Origin of the sequence: Streptomyces sp. NPDC019224 (assembly GCF_040632605.1) — a bacterium.
Taxonomy (GTDB): domain Bacteria; phylum Actinomycetota; class Actinomycetes; order Streptomycetales; family Streptomycetaceae; genus Streptomyces.
This window is the reverse complement of sequence record NZ_JBEYCF010000001.1, coordinates 107,262-134,248: the sequence shown is the minus strand read 5'-3', so window position 1 is coordinate 134,248 and position 26,987 is coordinate 107,262. Positions and strand designations below refer to the sequence as shown.

Genomic DNA, 26,987 nt, shown 5'->3' with positions numbered 1-26,987 from the left:
GCCTGGCGGTTGGTTTGGGTCAACTCATGGGCCGGCTCGCGCAGCCCGGAGTCGACTGGAACGGCCTGAGGGGCCCGGCCGCCGTCGTCGTCGGCTGCTTTCTCGGGGCACAGCTGCTCGCCCCGTGGCAGGACCTGGCGGGGGACCATCTGGCGAAAACGGTGGACGGCGCCCTGTTCACGAGGCTGATGGCCGCCTCGCTGAAGCTGCCCACCGTCACCGAGCTGGAACGCCCCGAGGTGGCCGAACAGCTCAACGCCGCCCGCCGGGAACTGGAGTTCGGCTTCCAGAGCCCTGGGCGCAGTTGTGCGGGACAGGCCGCGCTGATCGGTCGCTACGTCCAGGTCGTCGGCTGTGCCGTCGTGCTCGCCGGGTTGTTCTCCTGGCCGGTCGCGGCCGGGCTGCTGGCGGTCTGCCTCCTCTTCCGCCACGGGCAGCGCGGGGGGCTGCGCCGCTATTCACCGGTGTACGGGGAGACGGCCGGCGACCGGGCCCACGGTGACTACCTCTTCTCCGTCGGGACCGGCGCCCCGGCCGCCAAGGAGGTCAAGGTCTTCGGGCTGGGCGGGTGGCTGGGCGACGGCTACCGGCGGATCACCCTGGGATGGCTCGGGCACGTATGGCGCCGGCGTCGGCAGATCTACCTGCGCCCCTACCTGGCGTACGTGCTGGTGGCGGTACCGCTCGCCGGTGTGTGCTTCGCGCTCCTCGGCCGGCGGGCCCTGGACGGCGTCGGCCTGGCCGCCACGGTGACCGCGCTGCAGTGCGGTCTCTCCCTCCTCCGGCTGGGCGACCTCTACCCCGAGTGCGACGTGCCGATGCAGTTCGGCATGAACGCCCTGAGAGCGCTCGAACGCTACGAGGCGCTGGTGACGTCACCGGCCGTCCGCCGGACGCCGGAGACCGGAGGAGCGCCGGGCCCCGAGACGCACCGGACCGCCGGGGAGCGCGGGGATCTCGTACCGCCCCGTCCGCAGGCCGGTCGGGCGCTTCCCGACGGGAGCCATGATGTCCGCCTCGACGCGGTGTCGTTCGCGTACCCGGGAAGCGCGGAACCGGTGCTCAACGGCCTGGACCTGACGCTGCGCGCCGGGCTGACGACCGCCCTGGTCGGGGTGAACGGAGCCGGCAAGTCGACCGTCGTCAAGCTCTTGACCGGGCTGTGCGTCCCCGACCGGGGCCGGGTGACCTACGGCGGCACGGACATCGGCACGGTACGGACCGACGCCTGGCGGTCCCTCGTCGCGGTCGTCTTCCAGGACTTCATCCACTACGAGGCGTCCCTGGCCGAGAACGTGGCGCTCGGCCGCGTCGCCCACGCCGGTGATCATCCCGGCGTCGAGTCCTGCGTACGGGCGGCGGGCGCGGGCCGGCTCTGGGACTCCCTGCCGGCCGGCGGAGCGACGATGCTGGGGTCGCACGCGGAGGAGGGCGTGGAGCTCTCCGGAGGTCAGTGGCAGCGCCTCGCGATCGCACGGGCGCTGTTCGCCGTCCGACACGGCGCTCGGCTCCTGGTGCTCGACGAGCCCACCTCGGGTCTGGATGTGCAGGCCGAGGCCGCCTTTCACGACGACGTGATGCGGGCGCTCCCCGGCGTCACCAAACTGCTCATCTCCCACCGGTTCGCAACAGTCCGCCACGCCGACCACATCGTCCTGATCGGCAACGGCGGAGTCGTGGAAGAGGGGACCCATGAGCAGCTGATGGCGGGCGGGGGCCTCTACCACGACATGTTCCTCACCCAGGCGGCGGCGTTCGCGGAGTCGGCCGGGAGGCGGGCATGAGCAGGTTGACGGGCGCCGGACCATTCCGGCTGCTTCGGCTGTCATGGCGCCAGGACCCCCGGCGCACCTTCCTGTCGGCCTGCCTGATGCTGCTCGGCGCGGCAGCCGTCCCCGTCGTCGCGATGCGCATGGGCCGACTGGTCGACGACGCGCTGGCGGGGCGGAACGCGGAGGCGGCGATGGAGGGCGTGGTGATCGCCGTCGCGGCGCTCGTCTCCCTGACGGCGGGCCACTTCGCGCACATCGCCCACTTCGAGCTGTCCGAACTGAACCTGCTCACGTTCGAGCAGGAGATCCTCCGGGCGACGACGGCCGCCCCCGGGCTGGAGCACGTCGAGAATCCGCGGATCGCCGACCTGCTGGAGGTGTGCCGCAGGGAGAAGGAGAGCCTGCGCGGCGGGCTGGAGGCACTGCTGGCTCTCGGCTCCCAGACCGTGGGCCTCGTCGTTTCCGCCGCGCTGCTGGTCATGGTGCATCCCCTGCTGGCGCTGTTGCCCCTGGCCGGGATCCCGTCCCTCTGGCTGGGCCGGATCGCCGAGGCCCGGATGGCGCGGGCGCAGGAGGAGACCGCACGCGACAGCCGGGCCGCGATGCACTGGTTCGGGCTGGCCACGGGCACGTCGGCCTCCCAGGAACTGCGCGTCTACGGACTGCGGGACGAGGTGCGGCGCCGTCATCGCGCGCACTGGGACCGGGCCGGTGCCTCGCTGCTGCGGGCGGGCGTGGGCGCGGCCGCGCTGAGGGCCGCGGGGCAGGGGACGTTCGCGGCCGTCTATCTGGCGGGCCTGTTCCTGGCGCTCCGCCAAGGACTGGCCGGGCACGGCTCGGTCGGTGAGGTGGTCCTGGTGGCGGCCCTCGGCGCCCAGGTGGGGCAGCAGGTGGCGGCCGGCGTCTCCATGGTGCGGGATCTCCAGCGCGTCGGCATCGCCTTCGGCGCGCTGGACCGGCTGCGCGAGGCACTGGGCGTCACGCCTGCGCGGGAGCTGCCCGGGGAAGCGCGCCGCCCGCGCGGGCTCCTCGGGCCGGACCGCGTGGACGAGGAGCCCACGGAGCATGAGAGGCCGAGCGCGCCGGCGTCCAGCTCGGCGGGCGGGACGCGCGGCATCACGCTGCGTGAGGTCTCCTATCGCTACCCCGCGTCGGACTCCGCGGCCCTCGACTCCGTCGACCTGCACATTCCGGCGGGATCGACGCTCGCGGTGGTCGGGGAGAACGGTTCCGGGAAGAGCACCCTCGTACGCCTGCTGTGCGGGTTGAGACGCCCCACCGGCGGCGCGATCCTCGCCGACGGGACGGACCTGCAAAGCATCCCCGTCTCCGAGTGGCGGGGGCGGCTCGCCGTGGCGTTCCAGGATTTCGCCCGCCTCGAACTCGTGCTCCGCGAATCGGTGGGGGTCGGAGACCTGCGGAAGATCGATTCCCCGGACGAGATCCGCCGCGCCCTGGCACGCGCCCACGCCGAGGACCTGGTCGAGGACGTGCCGCAGGGGCTGGACACTCCCCTCGGCAGCCGGGCGGACGGAGGGAGGGAGCTGTCCGCCGGGCAGTGGCAACGGGTGGCGCTCGGGCGGGGGTTCCTGCGGGACGACGCCCGGCTCCTGATCCTGGACGAGCCCGCCTCGGCGCTCGACCCGGCCGCCGAACAGGCGCTGTTCCGCTCCTGGACCGAACAGGCCGAGCGGCTGGGCGGGTCCGCGGGAACGATCACCGTGGTGATCTCCCATCGCTTCGCCACCGTGCGTACGGCGGACCTGATCGTCGTCCTGCACGAGGGACGGGTCGAAGCGACCGGAACCCATGACGAACTCGTCGCGGCCGGCGGCCGTTATGCGCGCATGTTCGCCGTCCAGGCCCGTTCCTACGGCTGGACGCCCCCCGAACCGACGGGGCCGGCCGGCCGCTGAGTCCCCCGGTGCCGCGGCCGCCGGACCGAATCCCCGAGAACCGAAGGAGCCATCACGTCGTGCAGCAGCAACGCGTCGTCGTCCACGAGCTGTTCGCGAAGGCGGCAGCGGCACACCCGCACCGGCCCGCCCTGCGCGGCGAGGGCGAGGACACCACGTACCGGGAGCTGGACCGGGCGGCCAACGCGCTGGCGTGGCGGCTCACCGAGGCGGGCGTCCGGCCGGGAGACCGGGTGGCCGTACTGGCCCACCGGACCCCGCCCGGAGTGGTGGGACTGCTCGGGACCCTCAAGGCCGGGGCGGTGTGCGTGCCGGTGGACGGGGACGAGGCACCGGCCCGGGTCCAGGCGATGCTGGAGACCGCGCGTCCTACGGCCGTGGTCGTCGCCGGGACCGGGACGACGGCGGACACGGGCACGCGCACCGTGGTCCGGGTGCCCGCGCCGGACGGCACGGGAGAGCCGACGGGCCCCGCCGTGCACACCGACGACACCGCGCCGGGCTTCGTCTTCTTCACCTCCGGTTCGACGGGGCGCCCCCAGGCGGTGGTGCACTCCCACCGCTCGGCGGGGACCACGCTGCTGCCGGAGCTGTGCGGCGACCCCCTGCACCCGGAGGACCGGGTCCTGGGGACCGCGCCGATGGGAAGCCTGCGCACCACCGGAGAGCTGTACTGGCCCCTGGTGAGCGGGGCGTGCCTGGTGCTGGCCCGGCCCGGCGGCCAGCAGGACGTGCGCTACCTCGCCGAGCTGGCGGCGGACGAAGCCGTGACGGTGATGAACACCACGCCCTCCGTGCTGCGCCTCCTGATCGAGGAACCCGCCTTCGCGCGCGCCACCGGCCTGCGGGTCCTGCACTGCAGCGCCGAGCCGTTGCCCGACGGAGTCTTCGCACGGTTCCGGGCGATGCACTCCGCACGGCTGCGCAACGTCTACGGCCAGACCGAGTGCGCCCCCGTCCTCGCCTGGGAAGGCGGTCCCAGCCCGGTCCCCGGCAAGATGCCGCTGGGCCGTCCCACACCGGCGGTCGAGGTCGCCCTCCTGGACGACGACCTCTCCCCGGTCCCGGACGGCGAGACGGGGGAGATCTGCGTCGCGGGGCCGTCCCTCGCCCTGGGGCACCTGGAGGAGAACGAGCGCACCGCGGAGCGCTTCCCCCGGCTCCCCGGCGGGCGGCGCCTGCTGCGCACCGGTGACCTCGCGCGCCGGGACGCGCAGGGGGTCTTCTGGTCCGAGGGCCGGAAGGACAGCACCCTCGGCATCGCGGGCTTCCGGGTGGACCCCGCCGAGGTGGAACAGGCCCTGGAGAAGCACCCCGGCATCGCCCGGTGCGTCGTCGGTCTGCACCAGTCCCCCTCCGGCGAACCCGTCCTCACCGCGTATGTGCACCCTGCCCCCGCCGAGGTGTCCGCTCCCGCCACGCCGAACACGGCGGCACTGCGGGCGTTCCTCGACGGTGTCCTGCCCCAGCACATGCACCCCCGGCAGGTCGTCCTCGTACCGGCGATCCCCCTGCTCTCCTCCGGGAAGGTCGACCGCGCGTCCCTCGGCGCGCTGCCCGTTCCCCGGAGCGAGACGTCCCGGCCCGGCGGGCTGGACTCCACGCAGGCGTTGGTCGCGCGCGCCATGGCGGAGGTACTGGAGTCCGAACCCACGAGCCCGCAGGACAACTTCTACGACTTGGGGGGAACGTCCCTCCAGCTCATGCGGCTGGTGGCCGATCTGAACCGGCTCACCGCGACGGCCGTCGACATGGCGCGGATCGCCGCGGACCCGACCGTCGAGACGGTGGCCGCCGCCCTGGGGGCGGCCCGCCGGCCCGCCGGCTGATCCCGCCCGACCGGTGAGCCTGAAACGGCGGCCGGGCAGCACACCGCGACCGGACCGCACCGCGCTCGATCACCACGGCGGTCGAATCCGCACACCATCACCCGCGAAGGGAAGCACGCACGTGACACTCAGCACGGAACACCTCGACGGCTCCGAGACCGGGAGGGAGGCGGCGGAGCAGGCCGGGGACCCGGCCAAGGCCCGCGTCGACGAGAAGCGCGTCGAGTCCCTGATGCGCGAGTTCCTCGACGCGATCGGCGAGGACCCCGACCGCGAGGGCATCCGCCGCACCCCCGGCCGCATCGCCCGCATGTACACCGAACTGCTCCGGGGCTACGAGGAGGACCCCAGGAAGCACCTTGCCGTCACCTTCCCCGAGGACCACCACGAGATCGTCCTTCTGAAGGGCATTCCCTTCGCCAGCCTGTGCGAGCACCATTTCCTGCCGTTCACCGGGTACGCCCATCTCGCGTACATTCCGGCGGGCCGGGTCGTGGGCCTCAGCAAGCTGGCCCGCCTCGTCGAGGGCTACGCCCGGCGGCCGCAGGTCCAGGAGCGCATGACCGGCCAGATCGCCGACGCCCTGGTCGAGGCGCTCGCCCCGGCGGGCGCGGGCGTCGTGATCCAGGGCTCCCACTCCTGCATGGCGATCCGCGGCATCCAGAAGCCCGGCGCCGTGATGCTCACCTCCGCGCTGCGCGGGACCTTCCTGAACGACACGGCTTCCCGCAGCGAGCTGCTGTCCCTGCTCCGGCTGCCCGACCAGGGCTTCGGCCTGTGAGCGCCGGACAGGACGGCACCTCCGTGCGGCCTCTCCCGGAAGGCGTACCACCGGTGAACTCCTCGCCCCGACCCACGGACCCGTTCCGATGGGGCAACCGCACTTACGTCATGGCCATCGTCAACGCCACCCCGGACTCCTTCAGCGGTGACGGAATCGTCGGGAACGGAGGCGTGCGGGCTGCTTCGGAGCATGCCCTCAGGGCCGTCGACGACGGTGCCGATCTCATCGACATCGGCGGCGTCCCGACCTTCCCCGGCGCCGCCCCGGTGGCGCCCGAGGAGGAACGGGCCAGGGTCGCCCCCACGGTCCGGGTGGTACGCGACGCCGTGTCCGTGCCCATCTCGGTCGACACCTGCACCGCGTCCGTCGCCCGCGCCGCCCTGGAAGCCGGAGCCGACCTGGTCAACAGCGCCTGGGGGCTGCGTCTGCGCGACGGCGGCTGGAACACGGAACTGGCGGAGGTGGTCGCCGAGCACGGCGTCCGCCTGGTCCTCACCCACAACCGTTCCGCCGCCGCCGTCCAGGCCTCTTACGGCGGCGTCTACACGGATGTCCACTACCGTGACGTGGTCGCCGACGTGCTGGACGACCTGCGGGCCCAGGTCGACTTCGCGCTCGCCGTGGGCGTCGCGGCGGACCGGCTGATCGTCGACTTCGGCCTCGGACTCGGCAAGACCCCGGAGCAGAACCTCACGCTGCTCGGCCACCTCGCGGACCTGCGGACCCTGGGCTGTCCGACGCTTCTCGCCCACTCCCGCAAGTCCTTCATCGGCCACGTCACAGGCGGGCCGCCCGCCTCCAGGGACGGAGGGACCGCCGCCCTGACCGCCCTCGGCATCGCGGCGGGCATCGACATGGTGCGCGTCCACAACGTCCCGCTCAACCGGCAGGCCGCACTCATGGCGGACCGACTGCACCGGCCCGCCGCCGCGGGAGCCCCGGCGTGACGGACGTGTCGCGGGCACGGCTGCGACGGGCCTGGTGGGAGCACGTGGACGAGCTCGTCCGCTGCACGAGCGAACTGGTCCGCCGGGACACGACCAACCCGCCCGGCAACGAGTCCCTGGTCACCGACTACGTCGCCCGCGAACTCGCCGCCTGCTCCATCGACGACGTCACCGTCCTCGCCGCCGAGCCGGGCCGGGCCAACCTCGTCGCACGCCTGCCCGGCGACGGCACCGGACGGCCGCTGATGCTGCTCGGGCACGCCGACGTCGTCGCCGCCGACGGTGAGGGCTGGCCCCATCCGCCGTTCTCCGGACACGTCGACGAGACGCGCGTCTGGGGGCGCGGCACCCTCGACATGAAGGGACACATCGCCGCCTACCTGCTCATCCTGCGGTTGTTGACTCAGTACCGGGTCACGCTGCGGCGCGATGTGGTCCTGGTCGTCACGGCGGACGAGGAGTCGGGCAGCCGGCTGGGGGCCCGTTGGCTCGCCGACCACCATCCGGAGGCGGTGGCGGCGGAGTTCGCGTTCAACGAGGGGGGCGGCCAGCGCTTCGCCACGCCGGGCGGCCCGCTGTACACCGTGCAGGTCGCGGAGAAGGGAAGCGCCCGCCTCCGCGTCACCGCGCGCGGTACCGGCGGGCACGCCTCCATCCCACGGCCGGGCAACCCGGTGTTCCGCCTCGCGGAGGCCCTCACCCGGCTGAGCGCATTCGCTCCGCCGAGCATCGTGTCGCCCGCCGCCGAGGAGATGCTGCGGATCCTGGCCGACCACCACACCGGTCCGGCCCGCGAGGAACTGCTCGGGTTCGCCGCGGCGCCGAGCTGGCACCGGGCGTTGGCCCTGCCCATCGACCCGGTGCTGCGCGAGTTCGTGGTGACCGCCCTCCACAACACCGCCGTACCCACCCTGCTGTCGGGCGGCCGCCGCTTCAACGCGGTCCCGGACCGGGTGGAAGCCGTACTCGACGGGCGGGTTCTGCCCGGCCAGCACCCGCACGACTGGTGTGAGCAGGTCCGCGAAGCCCTCGGTCCCGGCGTGGAGGTGGAGCTGGTGCACGGCCGCGCCGCCCCGGCCCCTGTGCACGCGCCCGCTGTCCTGGAGGCGCTTCGGGAGACGGTGGAATCCATGGAACCGGGGGCCGGGGTCCTGCCCTACATCAACTCCGCCGCGACCGACGCGCGCGCCCTGCCGGACGTCGCGGTCCATGGCTTCTTCCCCTCCCGGAGCGACGCCGACATCATGCGCCTCGCCCACGGCATCGGTGAACACGCCCGCATCGACGACCTGGCCTTCGGCGGCGCCTGCCTCCTGGACGCCGTCCTGCGCCTTGCCACCTGACCCACCTCCAGCACCCCAGGGACACTCCGTGACCGAATCACCGGACCACCCCGCTCCGCCCCGTACGGCCCCGGCCGACCGGGTTCCGCTCGGCCTCACAGCCGTCGTCGAGGGCCTCCCCGACGAGACGGCCCCCGCCACCTGGAGCCAGCAGGCCCTCTGGCACTGCCTCCAGTGGCGGGGCCACGACGCCTTCTTCAACCAGTACGGCCTGTTCCCCCTGCCGGAACGCCGCACCGGTGAGGAGGCCGTCGCGGCACTGAGCACACTGATGCGCGACTGCCCGACCCTGCGCACCCTCTACGACGATGCCGGCGGCTCCCTGCGGCAGACCGCGCACGGCACCGTCCGTCTGCCCGTTCCCGTCCACGCGGCGGACGAGACGGCGGACGAGACGGCCGAGGACACGGCGAGACGCCTCGCCCACGCCGTCGGACGCCGTTTGCGCGACGAGCCCTTCGACTCGACGGCGGACTGGCCGCTGAGGGCGGCCCTGGTCACCGCCGGCGGCTTGCCACGCTTCCTCGTCCTCGCCTTCAACCGCATCGCCCTGGACAGCACGGCCGCCGGGCTCGTCGACGCACGCCTCACCGCGCTCCTCGCCGGCACCGAGCCGGAGCCCCCCGGCTCCCGCACCCCGGTCGAGCAGGCCCGCCACGAGTCCTCCGCGCAGGGGCGGGCCACCGCCACGGCCGCCCTGGCCTACTGGGACTCCGCCCTGGAGAGGACCCCCACCGGACTGTTCGGCCACCCGGGCGGCGACCCCGCCGAGGGCGGACGGTTCGTCCAGAAGCGCCTCGCTTCCCGGGCCGTCACCGCCGCCACCCAGCACCTCGCCACCCGGCACCGGGTCAGCACCTCCGCCGTACTGCTCGCCGCGACGGCCGCCCTCCTCCGGGTGCGTACCGGTCACAGCCTGCTGCCGGTCCAGGTGATATCCGCCAACCGCGCCGACTCCGAACAGGCGGATCTCGTCGCGACCCTTACCCAGGACGGGCTGGCCGTTCTGGATCTGCGGCAGGCGGCCACGGTCGCCGATGTGATCAGGGCCGCGTTCACCGCCGGCACCCCGGCCTACTGGTACGCCCACTGCGACGAGCAGGCCAGACGAGAGCTGATCGCCCGCCACACCGTCCGCCGGGGAGCCCCCCTCGACCTGGGTGTCTACTTCAACGACGTACGCGGGCCCGCCGCGGCACCGGATTCCGTCGGCGCCCCGGAGGAGTTGAAGGCACTGGCCGAGGAGACGACGCTCAGCACCGACGGGTACTGGGACCGGATCGACGCACGGTTCTTTGTATCGGTCGCCCGGTTCGACGACACCACCCTCGTGATGCTCCAGGCGGACACGGTGTACACCCCCGAGCCGGTCGTCGAGCACTTCCTGCGCGCCTTCGAGAAGCTGCTGCTCACCGCCGCCGCCGCCGAGGAGGACGTGTCGCTGGAAAGCCTGCCGGTCATCACCGGGCTCCGCCCGGACGAGCCGGTGATCGCATGACAGGCTCCACGGCACACCTCTCCGGCACCGCCCCGCAGGTACGGCACGCCCTGCAGAGCGACGGAACCTTCACCTCGGTCCTCGAAACGCTCGTCGGGGAACCCGTCGGCATCACCCGAGTCAGCCAGCACGACGCCGATCGCACCCACTACGCCGAGGAGTTGGAGACCGACGCGGTCAGCCGCCTGCTCGTCCGCCGGGTGGTGCTGGCCGGCCTCAACTCCGGCATCCCGCTCGCGGTGGCCACCACTCATGTCGTCCCGGACCGGCTGCCCGCGCGTTTCGTCGACGATCTCCGCGCGGGCCGGCACCCCATCGGCCGGCTCCTGCTGCTCCACCGGATCGAGTCCCTGCGCGAACCCGTCCGGCTGACGGGGGAGGCCGCGGCCCAGCACGCGCCTCTGCTCGGGCACGAGGACCCGCACGAACAGCTGCTCGTGCGCTCCTACCGGGTGGTGATCGGCGCGGTGCCCGCGATGCTGATCCGCGAGCGCGTGTCACCCACTGGCCTGCGCCGGGCGGGAGCGGCCCTGACGGTGGGTGAGCCCGGGGGCGGGAGATGACGGAGCGGCCCCGTGGCGCTGACCCGGCCGCGTAATTCGTTCGTACGCGCGGGCCCCCGCCCCTACAGTTTCCGGCCGGGAACGGCGACGGTACGGGGGCGGAAGATCATGCGGAGGCACTATCCACGGACGCCTCATCTGCCCTGGTCGCCCGGGGCCACGTCCGACGATGTGCGGATGACCGACCTCGCGGCGCTGGCCGGGACCGAGGTCGTCGTCACCGAGAAGCTGGACGGGGAGAACACCACGTTGTACGCGGACGGGCTGCACGCCCGTTCGCTGGACTCGGCGCACCATCCGTCCCGCACCTGGGTGAAGGCCCTCCAGGCCCGCGTCGGCGCCCGCATCCCGGCGGGGTGGCGGATCTGCGGCGAGAACATGTTCGCCCGGCACTCCCTCGCGTACGACTCCCTGGAGAGCCACTTCTACGGGTTCTCCGTGTGGGACGGCGACCGCTGCCTGGGCTGGGACCGGACCGTTGCGTTCCTGCGCTCCCTGGGCATCCCGGCGCCGCCGGTGCTGTGGCGCGGGGTGTTCGACCCGAAGGCGCTGCGCGCGCTGAAGCCGGACACGGGGCGGCAGGAGGGGTACGTCGTGCGGCCGGCCGCCGCCTTCCCGGCCGCCGCGTTCGGGCGGGTCGTCGGGAAGTGGGTGCGGCCGGGGCACGTGGTGACCGACACGCACTGGATGCACGCGGAGGTCGTGGAGAACGGGCTCGGGCCGGCGGCGGCGCTGTGGGCGGTACGGAGCGGAGCGCCGGTGGACGCGGCGGCGCTGCGCGCTGCGGTGGGTGCCGGTCCGCCGGGCGGGCCCGGCGCGGCGGCGGACGCGGGCGCCGCCCAGCGCACCGGTGCCGCCCCGGCAGGCGTCCCGGGCGCCGTCGTAGACGCAGGCGCGGCCCAGAGCACGGGCGCGACCCATGGCGCGGGCCCGGCGGAAGCCGCCCGCGCCGTCGCCGACGCCCTCGACGCGCTCGGCCGCACCGGCGACGACCGGCTGGCCGGCGTTCTCGCCGCCCTGCTGCACACCACCCGCCGCACCGCCCTCGCCCCGCTGCTGGCCCCCTCCCTCGGCATGCCGCAAGCCCGCCGCGTCGCGGATCTCGTCGGGCTGTACCCCGGGCTGCACCGCCCCTATCCCGACGAGGAACGGCGCGCCGGGCTCGCCCGGATGGCGCTCGCCGCCGACCTGCCCGTCCTGCACGCGCTGTCCGGCGTGCTGGCGGACACCCCCGAGGCGCGCGAGCAGGTCGAGTGGTCGGCCCTGCACGCCGAGGAGGTGCGGGAGCCGGAAGGGCTGGCCGAGGCGTTCGCCGGGCTGGAGCCGGAGGCCGCCGCCCGCTGCCTGGCTCAGGCCCGCGAGGCGTACGCGGCCGGGCGCGTCGCCACCGCCGAGGAGGCGGTCGCCGCGACCTGGCGGTGGCGGTCCGGGGACTTCCCGCGCCTGGTCCAGCTGGCCGGCCCCTCGGGCAGCGGCAAGAGCACCTTCGCCCGGGGCCTGCCGGGGGTCGCCACGTACCTCTCGCTGGACGATCTCCGCCAGGCCCGGGGCTCCCGCGCGGACCAGGGCGCCAACGGGGACGTGTTGCGCGAGGGCCTGGACCGGCTGGACGCGGCCCTCGTCCCCGGCGCGACGGTGGTCTGGGACGCCACCTCGCTCAACCCGCACCAGCGCTCCCTGGTCCACGCGGTCGCCCGGCGCCGCGACGCCCTGGTCACGCACGCCGTGGCCTGGATCGGCGAGGCGGAGCTGGCCGCGCGCAACGGACGCCGGGAGCACCCCGTACCGCCGCCGGTGCTGGCGTCGCAACTGCACCGGTTCGTCCCCCCGTACCCCGGCCAGGCTCACCGCACCTGGTACATCGGCACCAGCGGAACCGTGGAGGACCGGGCCTGATGCGTACGAGCGAGGAGATCTACCACCGCGTCCGCTGGGACGCCCGCTTCGACCCGGCGCGCTTCGTGCTGGGCGTCGCGCAGCGCGGCCGGGAGCCGAAGCGGGTGCCGCTGGACCGGTTCACGCCGGGCGGCGACATCCCCTGGCACCGGGTGCTGTTCTTCGAGGCGGACGGCGAGGTGGTGTGGGACCGGGCCACGGGCACGGACCGCATCGACGCGACGGACGCCGGCCGGATACGGGAGGCGCGCCGCCTGCCTTCCCCGTACTTCACGGCCCGAACCCCGCACGCGTACTCCCCCGCGACGGGCGCCTGGGGCCCTGCGCCGAGCGCCACGAAGGGCCGTCCCGGTCCGCTGACGGTCCTCACCTGGAACACCCTCTGGGACCGCTACGACAGCGACCGCATCGACACCGCCCGGCGCCGCCCCCTGCTGGCCGAGGCGCTGCGGGCGGCGGACGCGGACGTGATCGCGCTCCAGGAGGTGGAGCCCGCGCTGCTCGCGCTGCTGCTGGGCTGCGACTGGGTGCGTGCCCACTACACGCTTGCGACCGACCCGGCCGGGCACGACGTCCCGGACCACGGCCTGCTGCTGCTCAGCCGCCTGCCGGTGAGCGAGGCGGCGGTGCACGTGCTGGGCCCGCACAAGGCGGTCGCGGCGGCGGTCGTGGAGACGGCGGACGGTCCCGTCACGGTGGCCGTCACCCACCTCAGCAGCGACCACTCCCCCGAGGGCGCGGCTCGTCGCGACGCCGAACTCGCCGACCTGGCAACGGGGTTGGCTGCGCTGGCGGGCGAGCTCGTACTCGTCGGCGACTTCAATGACGGGGGCGACCGCCCGCAGACCCGCCTCGCGATGACGGACGCCTGGACGGAGCTGCACGGCCCGGCGGACGACACCCCGACCTTCGACCCGTCGGCCAACCCGCTGGCCGCGATCTCGTCCCTCTCGGGCCGGGTGTCCCGCCTGGACCGCGTCCTGCTGCGCACGGACCGGCTGCGGGCACGCGCGGCGACCCTGACGGGGGACGCCCCGGACCCGGGCGGGCTGTACGTCTCCGACCACTACGGGGTGCGGGTGGAGCTGGGCGCGCCCTCCGCGCAGGCCGAAGAGGTGGCGGAACGGGTCGCGGCGGCGCTCCCCGGGGCGCGCGTCCACCTCGTGGGCTCCCGGCGCCTGGGCTGCGCACGCCCCGGCGCGGATCTGGACCTGGTGGCGGCGCTGCCCGACCTCGCGGGCGTACGGGACCGGCTCGCCGCCGCGTTCCCGGAGTCGCGGGACCTGCGCGAGGTCACGGGGGCGAGGGTGCCGGGGCTGCGCTGGTACGTGGACGGCCTGCGCGTGGACCTGGTCACCGTGGCGACGGGGACCGCGCCCCCGGCCGAAGCGGTGCCCCGGCGGGCGGAGTTGGGCGAGGCGGCGGCGATCGCGCTGAGCGCGGTGAGCGACGCGGACGCGGTACTCAGGGCGGCTTCGCCGCATGGGGAGGCGTTCGCCGCGCTCGCCCGGGACGTCAAGGAGTGGGCGGCGGCCAGGGGCCTGGACTCCGCCCCGTGCGGCGGCCTCCCGGGCATCGCGTGGGCGATCCTCGCGGCCCGTGCGGCCCACGAGGGCGGCGGCCTCCGGGACTTCTTCGCGACCTGGGCGGCGTGGGACTGGCGCACCCCGGTGGGCGAGGGCCCGGCGACGGGCGACCCGCTCACGGTGTACACCCCGACGCCCCCGGTCCGCTCCTGTACGACTCAAGTGACCGCCGCAGTACGCGACTTGCTGACGACCGAGCTGTTCCGGGCCTGGGAGATCCTGGACGCGGCGACCCCGGACACGCTCTGCGCCCCACCCTCGCTCACCGAGCACACCGCCTGGGCCCTGGCCGCCGCCGCCCCGCCCGAGGAGGGCCGCCTGCGCGGACGCCTCCTCGCCCTGACCGCCGCCCTCGCGGAGGCGGGCGCCCCGGACTGCCGCGTCTGGCCGCGCCCGATCACGGCAAGCGGTCGCACGGGGTACGCGATCGGCCTGGGCGCGACACCGCCGCCCGCGCACCGCCTGGCGGAGATCGGCGCGGAGGTGCTGCGCGGGATCGAGGGGGCGTCGCTGGGGCTGGGGGACCGGCCGGGGGTGTGACGCCAGGTCGTGCCGGGCTCGGGCGGTGGCTTCGTCCTCGGACGCCGGATGGGCTTACGGACAGCCAAATGCGGCCGAAAGCGTTCCGCTCAGATCTTTCACCGCCGTGCGCTCGATGCCCACCGCCTGACCGAGTTCCTCTTGGCTCACACCCGCACGCCTACGTGCGTCTCGGATGCGCTCACCAAGCGTGCGTGCATCGATGCCCGCCAGCGCGGGAAGGAGGCACGTCACGTCGAGCTCCTGGCCGGAACACAGAGCATCGCCGTGCTTCGCGGGGTGCCACCGTCGAGCCGAGCAAGAGCCCGGTGGCGCACTCCCAACTCAGCAGCGGAGAAAACGCGTTGACGTTGCTCGGACAATGGTCAATCATCGCTGCCTATGCTTCAAAGTGAGATTTGGAATGACCAGGCCGCTCAGAGCTATGACACCCCCGGGACCGGCATGTTCGCATCGGAGGTGCTGGAGCCGACGGTTGACCGCCTGGCGGAGCTCACCGGGAGCGGGCGGGCGCTGGAGTTCGCTATCGGGACCGGGCGGGTGGCACTGCCGCTCGCGGAGCGCGGCGTCCCGGTCAGTGGCATCGAGCTGTCGAAGCCGATGGTCGATCAGCTCCGCACCAAAGCAGACGAGGCGGCCATTCCGGTCGTCGTCGGCGACATGGCCACTGCGCGAGTCCCGGGCGAGTTCCAGCTCGTCTACCTCGTCTACAACGGCATCTCGGTCCTGCTCACGCAGGCTGAGCAGGTTGCCTGCTTCCGAAACGCCGCACGCCACCTCGCACCGGGCGGGCGGTTCGTCATCGAGCTGTGGGTCCCCGAGCTTCGCAAGTTGCCGCCAGGTCAGCAGGGTGTGGTCTTCGGGTCGGCGCCGGGCTATATCGGGCTCGACACCTACGATGTCCTGCGCCAGCAGGTCGTCTCGCACCACTTCGGGTTCGACGCCGACAGTGGCCGTGAGGCCAGCCTGTTTCGCAGCCCACACCGATACATCTGGCCGGCTGAACTCGACCTGATGGCCGAGCTGGCCGGAATGACGCTGGAGTCCAGGCACGCGGACTGGACGGGAGCGGAATTCACTGCGGAGTCGCGCTCCCACGTCTCCGTCTACAGGACAGCCGGCTCGCTCTGACCGGGCAAGTCTCCGACGCCGGCGGCTCGTGACTGTCAGGTCACCCGCATGGATCGAGCTGCAGGGCCTTCCCCCATGTTGGTGGATACGCGTCGTTGATCAGGCGCTCGACGGTGTTCCTCTCTTCGTGGAGGTCGGCATCGTGACCAGCGAGTCGCACGAGGAGCAGGCCTGTCCCCCCAACAGGGCCTCGAACACTCCCGCGTCCCCCACTGGCGGAAGCGGTTGGAGACGGTCGGCCAGGGACCGAAATCCTGCGGCATCCTCGCCATTGCCCGCACGTCTTGAACCGCCAGATCACGCCCTCGAACTGCTGCCGCAGCCGCTGGGGATACGGACCGCACTCACCGATCGGCAGGTAAGACCCGATGAACTCCCACCCTGCATAGGCCAGTTGCGCTCGCATCACACAAGACGATCTGCCGGATCACGCCTCGCAGCGAGGGCGAATCCCGCAGATTGATCACGACTCGATACGCGCCCTAGTACCGATCACCGCCCGGCGGCGTACGAGACGAATCCCGCCCACGCGGTCTCGCCGAAGGCGAGCTGCGGCACGGACAGGTCCTTGGAGTCACGGACATGCACCGCGCCGGGCGCAACCGCGACCTCGACGCAGTCGTGGCCGTCGCTGCTGTCGCTGTAGCCGCTCTTGAACCACTCCAGCCGAGAAGCGTCGCCGCCCGACTTCTTTGTGATCATGTCACTCTCCGCAAGGATCAGCAGTCTGCGGCATACGAAACGAAGCCCGACCAAGCCCCGGGCGCGACGGTGAAGCTGGGACCCTGAGCGTCCTTGGAGTCGCGCACGTGCACAGCGTCCGGAGCCGTAGCGACTTCGACGCAGTCGTTGGGGTTGCTGCTGTCGCTGTAGCTGCTCCTGAACCAACGCAGCTCAGAGGCTCCCCCGCCAGTTGGCCTGTCGGTCATGTCTCTCCCCGCACTTGCTCGATGAAGGCCAGGGACTCCTCCGGCGTCAGAGCCCGAGCCCGGATGATGCCGAACCGTAGCTCAAGGATACGAAGCTGCTTGGGGTGAGCAATCGGCCTTCCTGTGAACTCGTCGTCCGCACGGCCAACTGCCGTGCCATCTGCGAACTTCAGCACTTGAATCCGACCACCCGTTCCCGGGTGGTCCCACCGGGAGGTCGGCATCACCTGGATGTCCACGAAGGGCAACTCGCCTAACCGCAGCAGGTTGTCGAGCTGCCGTCGCCATACCGCCGCGCCACCGACCGGACGGCGCAGCGAGGACTCCTCCTGAACGAAGCTGAGTTCAGGTGCAGGCACTCGCTCGAAGACGGATTGCCGGGCCACCCGACCGGCCACGGCTCGCTCCAGGTCGTCCGGCGAAAGGACGGGACGCCTCGTGCCGATGAGGGCCCGCGCGTACTCCTCCGTCTGCAAGAGGCCGTGCAGGTTGTGACTGCCGTACGAGGACAGCTCAACCGCCTTCGCCTCCAGCTTCGCCAGGTCCCGCACCTGCTTCGGGTACCGGACCGCCGCCAGGTCCTGCTTCATCGCGGCGATCTTCCCGCCCGCGCCGCACACCTGGTCCGCCTTGTCCAGGAATTCCGGACGGGGGATGCGCCGTCCGCCCTCCACCTTGTAGATCAGGTTCTCCCCGTAACCCAACCGCGCCCCGAACTCCGCCGCCGTCAGCCCCGCCGCCTCGCGCCACGCCCTGAGCTGGCGGCCCACGGCGGCGACCACCGCGACGCCCGACTCGTCGTCGGGGTCGACGTCCCAGCCGGGTTCGTCCGCCCCGGCGCCCGCCTGCCACTCCGCCGTACCGACTTCGTCCACACTCATCCGTGCCCCGCTTCCGTGCGTGCCGTTTCTCCTCAACCGTGTACGTCCCCCGGCCGTCACCCCGTACAGCGGGGACAGCGCTGGACAAGCCCGGGACAATGACCGTACGTAAGCGCCGGGTCACTGTTCACGGTAGGCGCCCACGGCCACCCTGAGCGACGTGAACCGAGAAATCACCCGAACCGAACGTTCCGCTCCCGCCCGGCAGTTCGCCGTACTGCTCTCCCCCACGCGCCGGGGCGCACGGCTCGCCCGGCTGCTCACCACGGCGCACTTGGGCGACTGGGGGCTCCCCACCGAATCCGCCGCGCACATCGTGGCCGAGCTGGCCGCGAACGCGGCGACGCACGGGCGGGTGCAGGGCCGCGATTTCCGTCTGAGCCTCGCCGTCAGCCCGGAACAGCGGCTGCGGATCGAGCTGACCGACACCCGGGGCGACCGGCTGCCCGTGCCCGGCTCCCCCGGCCCGTACGCGGAGAGCGGGCGCGGCCTGCTCATCGTCGAGGCGCTGGCGGACCGCTGGGGCGTCGTGGAGGGGCCGGTGCCGCGCAAGACGGTGTGGGCCGAGCTCGATCTTGCGCCGTGACGGGCTCCACCGGGTCGTGGCCGGCCGCGACCCGGTGGGCCGGGACACGGCTGCCCGCGACGCTTTAAGTCTTTTAAAGAACCTGGGAAAAGAACCCGACCCAACCCACCCCACCCCCGCTCTGACCTGCATCACTCGCGCGAGTGAACTAGGCCAACCGGGCTGGATTCAGCACGGGTCGGCTGGCATATGCTCGCCGCGACAACCCCAGAACGTAACGGCCCCCGGCGAGACGCCAATCTCCACCGAGGGCCTGACCAACACGGAAGAGAACAACTTCCTGATGGCTACCCCGCAGGTTATCGCGCCCCCTCGCGCCCCTTCCGGCTCCCCCGGACCCCGGCCCGACGCCACACCGACTTCCGGCGTCATCCACGTCAACGTCCGCCACCTCTCCGGCTTCACGGTCATCGGCAACCACCTCGCCCAGCACCGGGGCCTGTCGCTCACCGCGATCGGGCTCGCCGCGCACATCCAGTCGCTGCCCGCCGGGGCCAGGGTCGGCATCAAGGTCCTCGCCGCCCGCTTCCCGGAGAGCGAGGCCCGCATCGCCGCCGCGCTGAACGAGCTGGAGGCCACCGGCTACCTCCTGCGCAGCCGCCTGCGCCTCACCGACGGCCGCGTCATCACGCGTACGACCTCGTTCAACCAACCGATCGCCCCCGCACCCCCGCCCCCGCCCACACCCCCGTCTCCGCCCCGGAGGCCCGCCCCGCGCCGTGTACAGGAGCCCCCGCCACCGGCGCCCCCGGAACCCGCTCCCGTAACCGCTCCCGCCGCTCCCGCCGAGCAGCCTCCGCCCCTCCCCGAACCGCTCGCCCCCACCGAGGAACTGCGCCGCACGGCCACCACCCTCCTCGCCGGTCTCCGCCGCTACGCGCCGTCGCTCACGCTCTCCGAGCGGGACATCGGGGAACTCGCCCCCGCCATCGCCACCTGGCTCGAACGCGAGGCGCACCCCGAGACCATCCGGCACGCGCTGACGAGCGACCTCCCGGTGCCGGTGAAACACCCGGCGCGCTTCGTCCGCACCCGCATCACCAACCTCCTGCCGCCGCCCCTGCCCGAAGTGACGGAAGACGCGGCGCCGCCCGTCCCCGAGATCGACCCGTTCCAGGACTGCGACCTCTGCGACCGCGTCTTCCGCGCCCCGGAGCCGGGCCACTGCCGCGACTGCCGCGAGGCGGAGGCGCCCAGAGCCGCCTAGGACGCCGCATTCCCTACCAACCCGTCGGCAGGCTCCTGAGGAACGGGGCGAGGCGATCGGCGATCAGCCGGTCGTCGCGAGCCGAGGTGTGCCCGTCGCATCCGAGGAAGTCCAGGCCCGCCTGATCGAGGAACCAGTAGTGGACTCCGCTGTCACCGGCGTCGTTGCGCGCGTCGACCACCTTCCGCACGTGCTCGGCGTTCCTGTCGAAGCCGACGGCCACGAGGCTGGTGCCGGTGCCGTAGCGCGTCCGCAGTTCCCGGAGGAATTCCTCGTACGCGGTGCGGTAGGCGACCGCGAGGCCGTCGGGCGTCCACGGTTCACCGGGGGTGAGGTCGGAGAAGTCGTTGGAGCCGAGGTTGACCACCACGACCTGAGGGCGCCACGTCCCCGGGTTCTGCCAGACATCGCCGTCCACGTTCAGCAGGGCGCGGTCGTAGTAGGTCCGGTACGTGACGTCCGGGATGATGCCGGCGACGTTGCGCACCATGCCGAGGCCGGAGAAGCCGTTGAGCTGGTAATCGGCGTCCAGCAGCCGGGCGGTGAGGGCGCCGTGGCTCACGTCGCTGTTGGTGTTCCGCCTGACCTGCTCCGGATCGCAGACGCCGGTGCCCGACAGATTGCCGTAGCCCACGGTGATGGAGTCCCCGATGAACTCGATCTGACGGTCCCGGGGCGCCGGTCTGCTCAGTACGGCACCCCCGGGCACGGCGACGAAGCCCCCGAACGCGCTGGTGTCGCCCGGGGTGTCGTTGCGTTTGACGACCCGGACCGTGTGCTCGCCGTCCCGCAGGCCGTTGATCCAGTACGTGGTGTCGCCGGGTGTGACCAGGGTGGCGACGGTGGCCCCGTCGACCTGGACGTCGTAGTCGGCGGCCGCGCAGTCGAGCACCACCCCGACCCCGGTCCCGTGGAAGCGGCCCTCGAAGTACACCCCCGGCCAGCTGAACCGCACCGTCTTCCCCAGGTCCTCGACCCGCCCCGCGGTGTGCACCTGCTCCAAGACGCTCTGCACGGAGGCCGGTCGTCCCGGCTCATGCCGCGGGCCCGCGTCCACCTCGGCGGGCGCCACCGGCCCCCTCCCGCGTCCCGGCCTCGGGCCCCCTCCTATGAAAGTCATCTGCGTGCCGTCTCCCCGTCCCTGTGGCGCATCGGTGGTACACGGCCGAACGTCCGGCATTCCGCCCTCCGATGTCAACCGATTTGAGAGGAAGGAACGGCTCAACAGGCGCCCCACCGAAGCGACTTGCAAGGCCGGCCTCAACCGGCGCGCCAGACGTCCCGGCCCGCCGAGCCCGTGCTCGACCAGCCCCGGACGGCGCCACCAGCTCCTCGACCCGACCGCGCCGCGCGAGGCCCCGCGGACCGGGTCGCCGCGTCGCCCCACCCCGCGGTCCAGGCCCTGACCGCACCGCCTCACCGATCGTTCCGGAGGGAAACCTCCCGGCCGGGCCGGGCGTCCTTCCCTGCATGGACACCGACAGGGACACCGAACAGACGACGACGCCCCGGCGCGAAGCCGCCATCGGCACCGCGGGGTTCCTGACAGGGATACTCGGCGCCCTGGCGGGCCTCGCGGTCTGGCTTCCGTACGGCCGCAGGGGCCTCTTCGGCGCCTTCGAGGGCGAGACCAACCCGTACGTGCTCCTCCTGGGCCTGCCGGTCCTCGTGGGCGGCGGCGCGGTCGCCGCCCTGGCCGCCTTCGCCGCCGTACGGGGCCGCTGGCGCACCGCGCTCGGCCTCGCGGCGGCCGTCGCGGCCCTCGCCGCCGTCGGGTACGGCCTCGACGTCCTGGCCGCTCCGCAGGCAGCCCAGGACTGCGGCTCGCCCTGCTGAACGGCTACGCCGGGTGCGCCTCGCGCCACGCGCGCATCGACCGGTCCCACTCCTCGCCCGACAGCGCCGTGAGCGAGGCCGGGAACAGGCCGTCCTCCTCCTTGGCGATGTGGTGGTACAGCTCGTCGACCGCCTCGCGCAGCCGTACGACGTCCTCCTCGCGGCTCAGGTCGATCCCGCGCAGGAACGCGCCGAGTTCGCGGTGCTCGCGTACGAGCGCGTCGATGTAGTCCGCGTACTCCGGATCGGCGCTCATCACCGCGAAGAGCCCCTGCTCCTCGCCCTGCCAGTGCGCCACCAGCTCCCGCTCCATCCGGGCCACCAGATCCGCCACGCGGCCGCGATCGCCGTCGTCCAGCGCGCGAAGGGCCGCGCCCGCCGTATCCGTAACGGACTCGTGCTCCGCGATGAACTCCTTGATCAGCGGGATCTCACGGCAACCGCAGTAGTGACACATATGCGGCACTTTGCCAGAAACGCGGCTTCGAGCGGACGACCACGGGCCGGAACGGCGCCGGCCGGGCACCGGGCCCTATGACAGACTCCCGCCATGCGTGTACGTACCACTCACAGCTGGGACCTGCGCCCCGCCACCCCCGGTGACCTGGAGGAGACAGCCGAGCTCCGGGCCGTCGTGATGCGCCCGGACCTGGTCCGCCTCGGCCGCTACGACGAGCACCGGGTGCGTCAGCGGCTGCGCGACTCGTACGTCCCCGAGCACACCTCGGTCATCGTCGTGGACGGCCGCTTCGCGGGCAGCGTGACGCTGAAGCCGGCCGGGGACGGCTATCTCCTGGAGAGCTTCTACCTGAATGAGGCCGTCCAGGGCCGGGGCATCGGCTCCGGCGTGCTGGACCGCCTGCTGGACCGCACGGACGCGGAGGGGGCGACCGTACGGCTGATCGTCCTCCAGGGCAGCGCCGCCCGGCGGCTGTACGAGCGGCACGGGTTCGTCCTGGAGCACGAGGACCCGGTCGACGTCACCATGGTCCGCCGGCCCGCGACGGCCGCGTAACCCGTCAGGAAACACCGAAGGGCCCCGCCCCACCGCGTGAACGGTGGGACGGGGCCCTTCTTGGTGCTCTGTGCGGAGCAACCAGGTCAGACGAACAAGTGATTACTTGTTGATCTTGGTGACCTGGCCGGCGCCCACGGTCCGGCCACCCTCACGGATGGCGAACTTCAGGCCCTCCTCCATGGCGACCGGCTGGATCAGCGCGACCGACATGACGGTGTTGTCGCCCGGCATGACCATCTCGGTGCCCTCGGGGAGGGTCACGACGCCGGTCACGTCCGTGGTACGGAAGTAGAACTGCGGGCGGTAGTTGTTGAAGAAGGGGGTGTGACGGCCACCCTCGTCCTTCGACAGGATGTAGGCCTGGGCCTCGAACTCGGTGTGCGGCGTGACCGAACCGGGCTTGATGATGACCTGGCCGCGCTCGACGTCCTCGCGCTTGATGCCACGGAGGAGCAGACCGACGTTCTCACCGGCCTGGCCCTCGTCGAGCAGCTTGCGGAACATCTCGATGCCGGTGACCGTGGTGGTGGTCTTCTCGGTCTTGATACCGACGATGTCGACGGTCTCGTTGACCTTGAGGACACCACGCTCGATGCGGCCGGTGACGACGGTGCCACGACCGGTGATCGTGAAGACGTCCTCGATCGGCATCAGGAACGGCTTGTCGACGTCGCGCTCGGGCTGCGGGATGTTCTCGTCCACGGCCTTCATCAGGTCGAGAACGGTCTGGCCCCACTCCTTGTCGCCCTCGAGCGCCTTGAGCGCCGAGACCTTGACGACCGGCAGGTCGTCGCCCGGGAACTCGTACTCGGAGAGCAGCTCGCGGACCTCGAGCTCGACGAGCTCCAGGATCTCCTCGTCGTCCACCATGTCGGCCTTGTTCAGGGCGACGACGATGTACGGAACGCCGACCTGGCGGGCCAGGAGCACGTGCTCCTTGGTCTGCGGCATCGGGCCGTCGGTGGCGGCGACCACGAGGATGGCGCCGTCCATCTGCGCGGCACCGGTGATCATGTTCTTGATGTAGTCCGCGTGACCCGGGCAGTCGACGTGCGCGTAGTGACGCGACTCCGTCTGGTACTCGACGTGCGCGATGGAGATGGTGATACCGCGCTGGCGCTCCTCGGGAGCCTTGTCGATCTGGTCGAAGGCCGAGGCCTCGTTCAGGTCGGGGTACGCGTCGTGCAGCACCTTGGTAATGGCGGCCGTGAGGGTCGTCTTACCGTGGTCGATGTGACCGATGGTGCCGATGTTGACGTGCGGCTTAGTCCGCTCGAACTTCGCCTTCGCCACTGGGTCCTCCTGTGGAGTGGTTCTGTACGCCTTGCTTCATCGGCGCCAGGTGATCTTTGCTGGGATGCCGGTTCCCGGGGGCATTCTCCGCGAAGTGCGAACTGCGCGACGAATGCCCCACGGGCTCCGGTGACAAGCCTAAAGCGTGAGCTCGGGAGAGTTACTCGCCCTTGGCCTTCGCGATGATCTCCTCGGCGACGTTCCGCGGAACCTCGGCGTAGGAGTCGAACTGCATCGAGTAGCTTGCGCGACCCGAGGTCTTGCTACGGAGGTCTCCGACGTAGCCGAACATCTCCGAGAGGGGCACGAGGCCCTTCACGACGCGAGCGCCGCTGCGCTCCTCCATGGCCTGGATCTGGCCACGGCGGGAGTTGAGGTCGCCGATGACATCGCCCATGTAGTCCTCGGGCGTGGTGACCTCGACGGCCATCATCGGCTCGAGGAGCACGGGGGACGCCTTGCGGGCACCCTCCTTGAACGCCTGCGAACCGGCGATCTTGAAGGCGAGCTCCGAGGAGTCGACCTCGTGGTAACCACCGTCGATCAGGGTGACGCGGACGCCCACCATCTCGTAACCGGCCAGGACACCGAACTGCATGGCTTCCTGGGCACCCGCGTCCACCGAGGGGATGTACTCACGGGGGATGCGGCCACCGGTGACCTTGTTGACGAACTCGTACGACGCGTCGCCGCCCTCGAGGGGCTCGATGGCGATCTGCACCTTCGCGAACTGGCCGGTACCACCAGTCTGCTTCTTGTGCGTGTAGTCGATGCGCTCGACGGCCTTGCGGATCGTCTCGCGGTACGCGACCTGCGGCTTGCCGACGTTCGCCTCGACGCGGAACTCGCGCTTCATGCGGTCGACGAGCACCTCGAGGTGAAGCTCGCCCATACCACCGATGATGGTCTGGCCGGTCTCCTCGTCGGAGTGCACCTGGAAGGACGGGTCCTCCTCGGAGAGGCGCTGGATGGCGACACCCAGCTTCTCCTGGTCACCCTTGGACTTGGGCTCGATGGCGACCTGGATGACCGGCGCCGGGAAGTCCATGGACTCCAGGATGACCGGGTTCTTCTCGTCGCTCAGCGTCTCACCGGTGGTGGTCTGCTTCAGGCCCATGACGGCGATGATGTCGCCGGCGCCCACCGAGTCGATCTCCTCACGCTTGTTCGCGTGCATGCGGTAGATCTTGCCGATGCGCTCCTTCTTGCCCTTGACGGAGTTCAGCACCGCGGTGCCGGCGTCCAGGCGACCGGAGTAGATCCGGACGAAGGTGAGCTTGCCGAGGTGCGGGTCGCTCGCGATCTTGAACGCCAGAGCCGACAGCGGCTCGTCGTCCGAAGGCTTGCGCTTGATCACGGTCTCGGGGTCCTTGGGGTCGTGGCCCTCGATGGCCTCGACGTCCAGGGGGGAAGGCAGGTAGCGGACGACCGCGTCGAGCAGGGGCTGGACGCCCTTGTTCTTGAACGCGGTGCCACAGAACACCGGGGTGACGGTGACGGAGTCGGCGCTGCCCTTGGAGGCCAGGGTGATGCGACGGATCGCCTCGTGCAGCTGCTCCTGGGTGGGCTCGGTGCCCTCCAGGTACAGCTCCATCATGGCGTCGTCGTTCTCGGCCACGGCCTCGAGCAGCTTGGCGCGCCACTCGTCGGCCTGGTCCTGAAGCTCGGCCGGGATGTCAACGATGTTGTACATCTCGCCCTTGGCGGCCTCTTCGGGGTACACGAAGGCCTTCATCGACACGAGGTCGACGACGCCCGTGAAGTCGGCCTCGGCACCGATCGGCAGCTGCATGACGATCGGGGTCGCGCCGAGGCGGTCCACGATCATGCTGACGCAGCGCAGGAAGTCGGCACCGGTGCGGTCGAGCTTGTTGACGAAGCAGATACGCGGCACGCCGTAGCGGTCCGCCTGACGCCAGACGGTCTCGGACTGCGGCTCGACGCCGGCCACACCGTCGAACACGGTGACGGCGCCGTCGAGGACGCGGAGCGAACGCTCCACCTCGACGGTGAAGTCGACGTGACCCGGGGTGTCGATGATGTTGATGGTGTGGTCAACATCGTTGAGCGGCCAGTGGCAGGTCGTCGCGGCGGACGTGATGGTGATGCCGCGCTCCTGCTCCTGCTCCATCCAGTCCATCGTGGCAGCGCCGTCGTGGACCTCACCGATCTTGTACGAGACGCCGGTGTAGAACAGGATCCGCTCAGTGGTGGTCGTCTTGCCCGCGTCGATGTGGGCCATGATCCCAATGTTGCGGACCTTGGCCAGGTCAAGCGAAGTGGTGGCCATAAGGCTCAGTCTTCTCTCGGTCTCGATGGGGGTAGCGACTACCAGCGGTAGTGCGCGAAGGCCTTGTTGGACTCGGCCATCTTGTGGGTGTCCTCACGCTTCTTGACGGCAGCGCCAAGACCGTTCGAGGCGTCGAGCAGCTCGTTCATGAGCCGCTCGGTCATCGTCTTCTCGCGACGGGCGCGGGAGTAACCCACGACCCAGCGCAGCGCGAGGGTGGCGGCACGACCGGGCTTGACCTCGATCGGCACCTGGTAGGTGGCGCCACCGACACGGCGGGACTTGACCTCGAGCGAGGGCTTGACGTTCTCCAGCGCGCGCTTCAGCGTGATGACCGGGTCGGCGCCGGTCTTCTCACGAAGACCCTCCATGGCGCCGTACACGATCCGCTCGGCGGTGGAACGCTTGCCGTCGAGCAGGATCTTGTTGATCAGCGACGTGACGAGAGGAGAGTTGTAGACCGGGTCGATGATGACCGGGCGCTTCGGGGCGGGGCCCTTACGAGGCATTCTTACTTCTCCTTCTTGGCGCCGTAGCGGCTGCGGGCCTGCTTGCGGTTCTTGACACCCTGGGTGTCGAGCGAGCCGCGGATGATCTTGTAACGAACACCCGGCAGGTCCTTCACACGGCCACCACGCACGAGCACGATGGAGTGCTCCTGCAGGTTGTGTCCCTCACCCGGGATGTAGGCCGTGACCTCGATGCCCGAGGTCAGACGCACACGTGCGACCTTCCGGAGCGCGGAGTTCGGCTTCTTCGGGGTGGTCGTGAACACACGCGTGCAGACGCCGCGGCGCTGGGGCGAACCCTCGAGCGCGGGCGTCTTGTTCTTCTCGACCTTGTCCTGCCGGCCCTTCCGGACCAGCTGCTGGATCGTAGGCACTACTTCTCCGGTTTCTGTGTGCCGTCGGTGAAACTAACCTGGAACGTCGCCGACCCACGCGGTCGGGTGTGTCGAATCCTGCGAGCCCGTACCGGAACGGCATGAGGAGCACGGATCACGGTGGCCGAAGACAGGCTCGCCATGCGGTTGAGGACACGCACACGAACCCAGGCACACCCCAGGCACAAGGTCTGAGCGTACCTACCTCACGGAGCTGGGTCAAAACAAATGGCGTCCGGCCCGGCCCGCCGGCCCGGCC

The 26,987-nt window shown here is 71.7% G+C and carries 25 protein-coding genes and 1 pseudogene; 15 read left to right on the top strand and 11 right to left on the bottom strand.

Annotation, left to right across the window (positions count from 1 at the left end):
* Positions 1-26: 26 nt before the first annotated feature.
* The 10 genes from ABZ564_RS00635 to ABZ564_RS00590 all read left to right on the top strand — a co-directional run bounded on the left by ABZ564_RS00635 (position 27) and on the right by ABZ564_RS00590 (position 14,674).
* Complete coding sequence (locus ABZ564_RS00635; RefSeq protein ID WP_360847230.1) at positions 27-1,784, top strand: ABC transporter ATP-binding protein; 1,758 nt, start codon at positions 27-29, stop codon at positions 1,782-1,784.
* A complete protein-coding gene (locus tag ABZ564_RS00630) occupies positions 1,781-3,688 on the top strand; it encodes an ABC transporter ATP-binding protein (protein ID WP_360847227.1) in 1,908 nt (635 codons plus the stop codon). The genes ABZ564_RS00635 and ABZ564_RS00630 overlap by 4 nt, the downstream gene beginning before the upstream one ends.
* Before the next feature lie 59 nt (positions 3,689-3,747).
* Positions 3,748-5,517, top strand: a complete 1,770-nt coding sequence (locus ABZ564_RS00625) for a non-ribosomal peptide synthetase (RefSeq protein ID WP_360847224.1) — start codon at positions 3,748-3,750, stop codon at positions 5,515-5,517.
* A 121-nt stretch (positions 5,518-5,638) separates the two neighbouring features.
* Positions 5,639-6,298, top strand: coding sequence for a GTP cyclohydrolase I FolE (folE, locus tag ABZ564_RS00620; protein ID WP_360847221.1), 660 nt, complete (start codon positions 5,639-5,641; stop codon positions 6,296-6,298).
* Between the two features lie 110 nt (positions 6,299-6,408).
* Entirely contained in the window at positions 6,409-7,248 is an 840-nt protein-coding gene (gene folP / locus ABZ564_RS00615; protein ID WP_360847218.1) for a dihydropteroate synthase, read from the top strand.
* Complete coding sequence (locus ABZ564_RS00610) at positions 7,245-8,591, top strand: M20/M25/M40 family metallo-hydrolase (RefSeq protein WP_360847215.1); 1,347 nt, start codon at positions 7,245-7,247, stop codon at positions 8,589-8,591. The genes folP and ABZ564_RS00610 overlap by 4 nt, the downstream gene beginning before the upstream one ends.
* Before the next feature lie 28 nt (positions 8,592-8,619).
* Positions 8,620-10,089 (top strand): condensation domain-containing protein, encoded by a 1,470-nt coding sequence (locus ABZ564_RS00605; RefSeq protein WP_360847212.1) that lies wholly within the window; start codon positions 8,620-8,622, stop codon positions 10,087-10,089.
* Positions 10,086-10,652, top strand: coding sequence for a chorismate pyruvate-lyase family protein (locus ABZ564_RS00600; RefSeq protein ID WP_360847209.1), 567 nt, complete (start codon positions 10,086-10,088; stop codon positions 10,650-10,652). The genes ABZ564_RS00605 and ABZ564_RS00600 overlap by 4 nt, the downstream gene beginning before the upstream one ends.
* A gap of 177 nt (positions 10,653-10,829) precedes the next feature.
* On the top strand, positions 10,830-12,548 hold the full coding sequence (locus ABZ564_RS00595) for an RNA ligase family protein (RefSeq protein ID WP_360847206.1): 1,719 nt from the start codon (positions 10,830-10,832) through the stop codon (positions 12,546-12,548).
* The gene (locus tag ABZ564_RS00590) at positions 12,548-14,674 is read left to right on the top strand and encodes an RNA repair domain-containing protein (RefSeq protein ID WP_360847203.1); all 2,127 of its coding nucleotides are present in this window, start codon (positions 12,548-12,550) and stop codon (positions 14,672-14,674) included. Before ABZ564_RS00595 ends, ABZ564_RS00590 begins: the two co-directional genes overlap by 1 nt.
* Before the next feature lie 54 nt (positions 14,675-14,728).
* On the opposite strand, the gene ABZ564_RS00585 is transcribed toward ABZ564_RS00590, so the two are convergent.
* On the bottom strand, positions 14,729-14,908 hold the full coding sequence (locus ABZ564_RS00585; protein WP_360847200.1) for a helix-turn-helix transcriptional regulator: 180 nt from the start codon (positions 14,906-14,908) through the stop codon (positions 14,729-14,731).
* 147 nt (positions 14,909-15,055) lie between these two features.
* Between ABZ564_RS00585 and ABZ564_RS00580 the strand changes: the two genes are divergently transcribed.
* Positions 15,056-15,805 (top strand): class I SAM-dependent methyltransferase, encoded by a 750-nt coding sequence (locus ABZ564_RS00580; RefSeq protein WP_360847197.1) that lies wholly within the window; start codon positions 15,056-15,058, stop codon positions 15,803-15,805.
* 174 nt (positions 15,806-15,979) lie between these two features.
* Here ABZ564_RS00580 and ABZ564_RS00575 read toward each other — a convergent pair.
* From ABZ564_RS00575 to ABZ564_RS00560, 4 genes and pseudogenes are all read right to left on the bottom strand, one after another.
* Positions 15,980-16,214: pseudogene (locus ABZ564_RS00575) on the bottom strand (transposase); the annotation flags it as partial.
* An 83-nt stretch (positions 16,215-16,297) separates the two neighbouring features.
* The gene (locus ABZ564_RS00570) at positions 16,298-16,507 is read right to left on the bottom strand and encodes a DUF397 domain-containing protein (RefSeq protein ID WP_360847195.1); all 210 of its coding nucleotides are present in this window, start codon (positions 16,505-16,507) and stop codon (positions 16,298-16,300) included.
* 17 nt (positions 16,508-16,524) lie between these two features.
* A complete protein-coding gene (locus tag ABZ564_RS00565) occupies positions 16,525-16,734 on the bottom strand; it encodes a DUF397 domain-containing protein (RefSeq protein WP_360847192.1) in 210 nt (69 codons plus the stop codon).
* A complete protein-coding gene (locus tag ABZ564_RS00560; protein WP_360847189.1) occupies positions 16,731-17,615 on the bottom strand; it encodes a helix-turn-helix transcriptional regulator in 885 nt (294 codons plus the stop codon). Before ABZ564_RS00560 ends, ABZ564_RS00565 begins: the two co-directional genes overlap by 4 nt.
* A 160-nt stretch (positions 17,616-17,775) precedes the next feature.
* Between ABZ564_RS00560 and ABZ564_RS00555 the strand changes: the two genes are divergently transcribed.
* Together ABZ564_RS00555 and ABZ564_RS00550 are read left to right on the top strand one after the other, a co-directional pair.
* Positions 17,776-18,201, top strand: coding sequence for an ATP-binding protein (locus ABZ564_RS00555; RefSeq protein ID WP_360847185.1), 426 nt, complete (start codon positions 17,776-17,778; stop codon positions 18,199-18,201).
* A gap of 283 nt (positions 18,202-18,484) precedes the next feature.
* Positions 18,485-19,408, top strand: coding sequence for a helix-turn-helix domain-containing protein (locus ABZ564_RS00550; protein WP_360847182.1), 924 nt, complete (start codon positions 18,485-18,487; stop codon positions 19,406-19,408).
* 13 nt (positions 19,409-19,421) lie between these two features.
* On the opposite strand, the gene ABZ564_RS00545 is transcribed toward ABZ564_RS00550, so the two are convergent.
* The gene (locus tag ABZ564_RS00545) at positions 19,422-20,423 is read right to left on the bottom strand and encodes a GDSL-type esterase/lipase family protein (protein WP_360847179.1); all 1,002 of its coding nucleotides are present in this window, start codon (positions 20,421-20,423) and stop codon (positions 19,422-19,424) included.
* A 455-nt stretch (positions 20,424-20,878) separates the two neighbouring features.
* On the opposite strand from ABZ564_RS00545, the gene ABZ564_RS00540 reads away from it, so the two are divergent.
* Positions 20,879-21,244 (top strand): hypothetical protein, encoded by a 366-nt coding sequence (locus ABZ564_RS00540; protein ID WP_360847176.1) that lies wholly within the window; start codon positions 20,879-20,881, stop codon positions 21,242-21,244.
* A gap of 4 nt (positions 21,245-21,248) precedes the next feature.
* Here the strand turns inward: ABZ564_RS00540 and ABZ564_RS00535 are convergent, their stop codons facing one another.
* Positions 21,249-21,701 (bottom strand): hemerythrin domain-containing protein, encoded by a 453-nt coding sequence (locus ABZ564_RS00535; RefSeq protein ID WP_360847173.1) that lies wholly within the window; start codon positions 21,699-21,701, stop codon positions 21,249-21,251.
* Positions 21,702-21,794: 93 nt separating this feature from the next.
* Here ABZ564_RS00535 and ABZ564_RS00530 point away from each other — a divergent pair, with 93 nt between their 5' ends.
* On the top strand, positions 21,795-22,259 hold the full coding sequence (locus ABZ564_RS00530) for a GNAT family N-acetyltransferase (protein ID WP_360847170.1): 465 nt from the start codon (positions 21,795-21,797) through the stop codon (positions 22,257-22,259).
* Between the two features lie 102 nt (positions 22,260-22,361).
* Here the strand turns inward: ABZ564_RS00530 and tuf are convergent, their stop codons facing one another.
* The 4 genes from tuf to rpsL form a co-directional block, all read right to left on the bottom strand.
* Complete coding sequence (gene tuf / locus ABZ564_RS00525; protein ID WP_345105854.1) at positions 22,362-23,555, bottom strand: elongation factor Tu; 1,194 nt, start codon at positions 23,553-23,555, stop codon at positions 22,362-22,364.
* Between the two features lie 160 nt (positions 23,556-23,715).
* Entirely contained in the window at positions 23,716-25,845 is a 2,130-nt protein-coding gene (gene fusA, locus ABZ564_RS00520) for an elongation factor G (protein WP_360847167.1), read from the bottom strand.
* Between the two features lie 38 nt (positions 25,846-25,883).
* The gene (rpsG, locus tag ABZ564_RS00515; RefSeq protein WP_073964452.1) at positions 25,884-26,354 is read right to left on the bottom strand and encodes a 30S ribosomal protein S7; all 471 of its coding nucleotides are present in this window, start codon (positions 26,352-26,354) and stop codon (positions 25,884-25,886) included.
* A 2-nt stretch (positions 26,355-26,356) separates the two neighbouring features.
* Positions 26,357-26,728, bottom strand: a complete 372-nt coding sequence (gene rpsL / locus ABZ564_RS00510) for a 30S ribosomal protein S12 (RefSeq protein WP_003948652.1) — start codon at positions 26,726-26,728, stop codon at positions 26,357-26,359.
* Positions 26,729-26,987 lie beyond the last annotated feature (259 nt).

Excerpts from the sequence above, each read along its gene's own strand:
- ABZ564_RS00630 (WP_360847227.1), top strand. The coding sequence starts at position 1,781 with ATGAGCAGGTTGACGGGCGCCGGACCATTCCGGCTGCTTCGGCTGTCA.
- ABZ564_RS00595 (WP_360847206.1), top strand. The coding sequence starts at position 10,830 with ATGACCGACCTCGCGGCGCTGGCCGGGACCGAGGTCGTCGTCACCGAG.
- ABZ564_RS00600 (WP_360847209.1), top strand. The coding sequence starts at position 10,086 with ATGACAGGCTCCACGGCACACCTCTCCGGCACCGCCCCGCAGGTACGG.
- ABZ564_RS00590 (WP_360847203.1), top strand. The coding sequence starts at position 12,548 with ATGCGTACGAGCGAGGAGATCTACCACCGCGTCCGCTGGGACGCCCGC.
- ABZ564_RS00530 (WP_360847170.1), top strand. The coding sequence starts at position 21,795 with ATGCGTGTACGTACCACTCACAGCTGGGACCTGCGCCCCGCCACCCCC.
- ABZ564_RS00560 (WP_360847189.1), bottom strand. The coding sequence starts at position 17,615 with ATGAGTGTGGACGAAGTCGGTACGGCGGAGTGGCAGGCGGGCGCCGGG.
- rpsG (WP_073964452.1), bottom strand. The coding sequence starts at position 26,354 with ATGCCTCGTAAGGGCCCCGCCCCGAAGCGCCCGGTCATCATCGACCCG.
- folP (WP_360847218.1), top strand. The coding sequence starts at position 6,409 with ATGGCCATCGTCAACGCCACCCCGGACTCCTTCAGCGGTGACGGAATC.
- ABZ564_RS00570 (WP_360847195.1), bottom strand. The coding sequence starts at position 16,507 with ATGATCACAAAGAAGTCGGGCGGCGACGCTTCTCGGCTGGAGTGGTTC.
- ABZ564_RS00635 (WP_360847230.1), top strand. The coding sequence starts at position 27 with ATGGGCCGGCTCGCGCAGCCCGGAGTCGACTGGAACGGCCTGAGGGGC.
- fusA (WP_360847167.1), bottom strand. The coding sequence starts at position 25,845 with ATGGCCACCACTTCGCTTGACCTGGCCAAGGTCCGCAACATTGGGATC.
- ABZ564_RS00580 (WP_360847197.1), top strand. The coding sequence starts at position 15,056 with ATGCTTCAAAGTGAGATTTGGAATGACCAGGCCGCTCAGAGCTATGAC.
- ABZ564_RS00535 (WP_360847173.1), bottom strand. The coding sequence starts at position 21,701 with ATGTGTCACTACTGCGGTTGCCGTGAGATCCCGCTGATCAAGGAGTTC.
- ABZ564_RS00550 (WP_360847182.1), top strand. The coding sequence starts at position 18,485 with ATGGCTACCCCGCAGGTTATCGCGCCCCCTCGCGCCCCTTCCGGCTCC.
- ABZ564_RS00540 (WP_360847176.1), top strand. The coding sequence starts at position 20,879 with ATGGACACCGACAGGGACACCGAACAGACGACGACGCCCCGGCGCGAA.
- ABZ564_RS00565 (WP_360847192.1), bottom strand. The coding sequence starts at position 16,734 with ATGACCGACAGGCCAACTGGCGGGGGAGCCTCTGAGCTGCGTTGGTTC.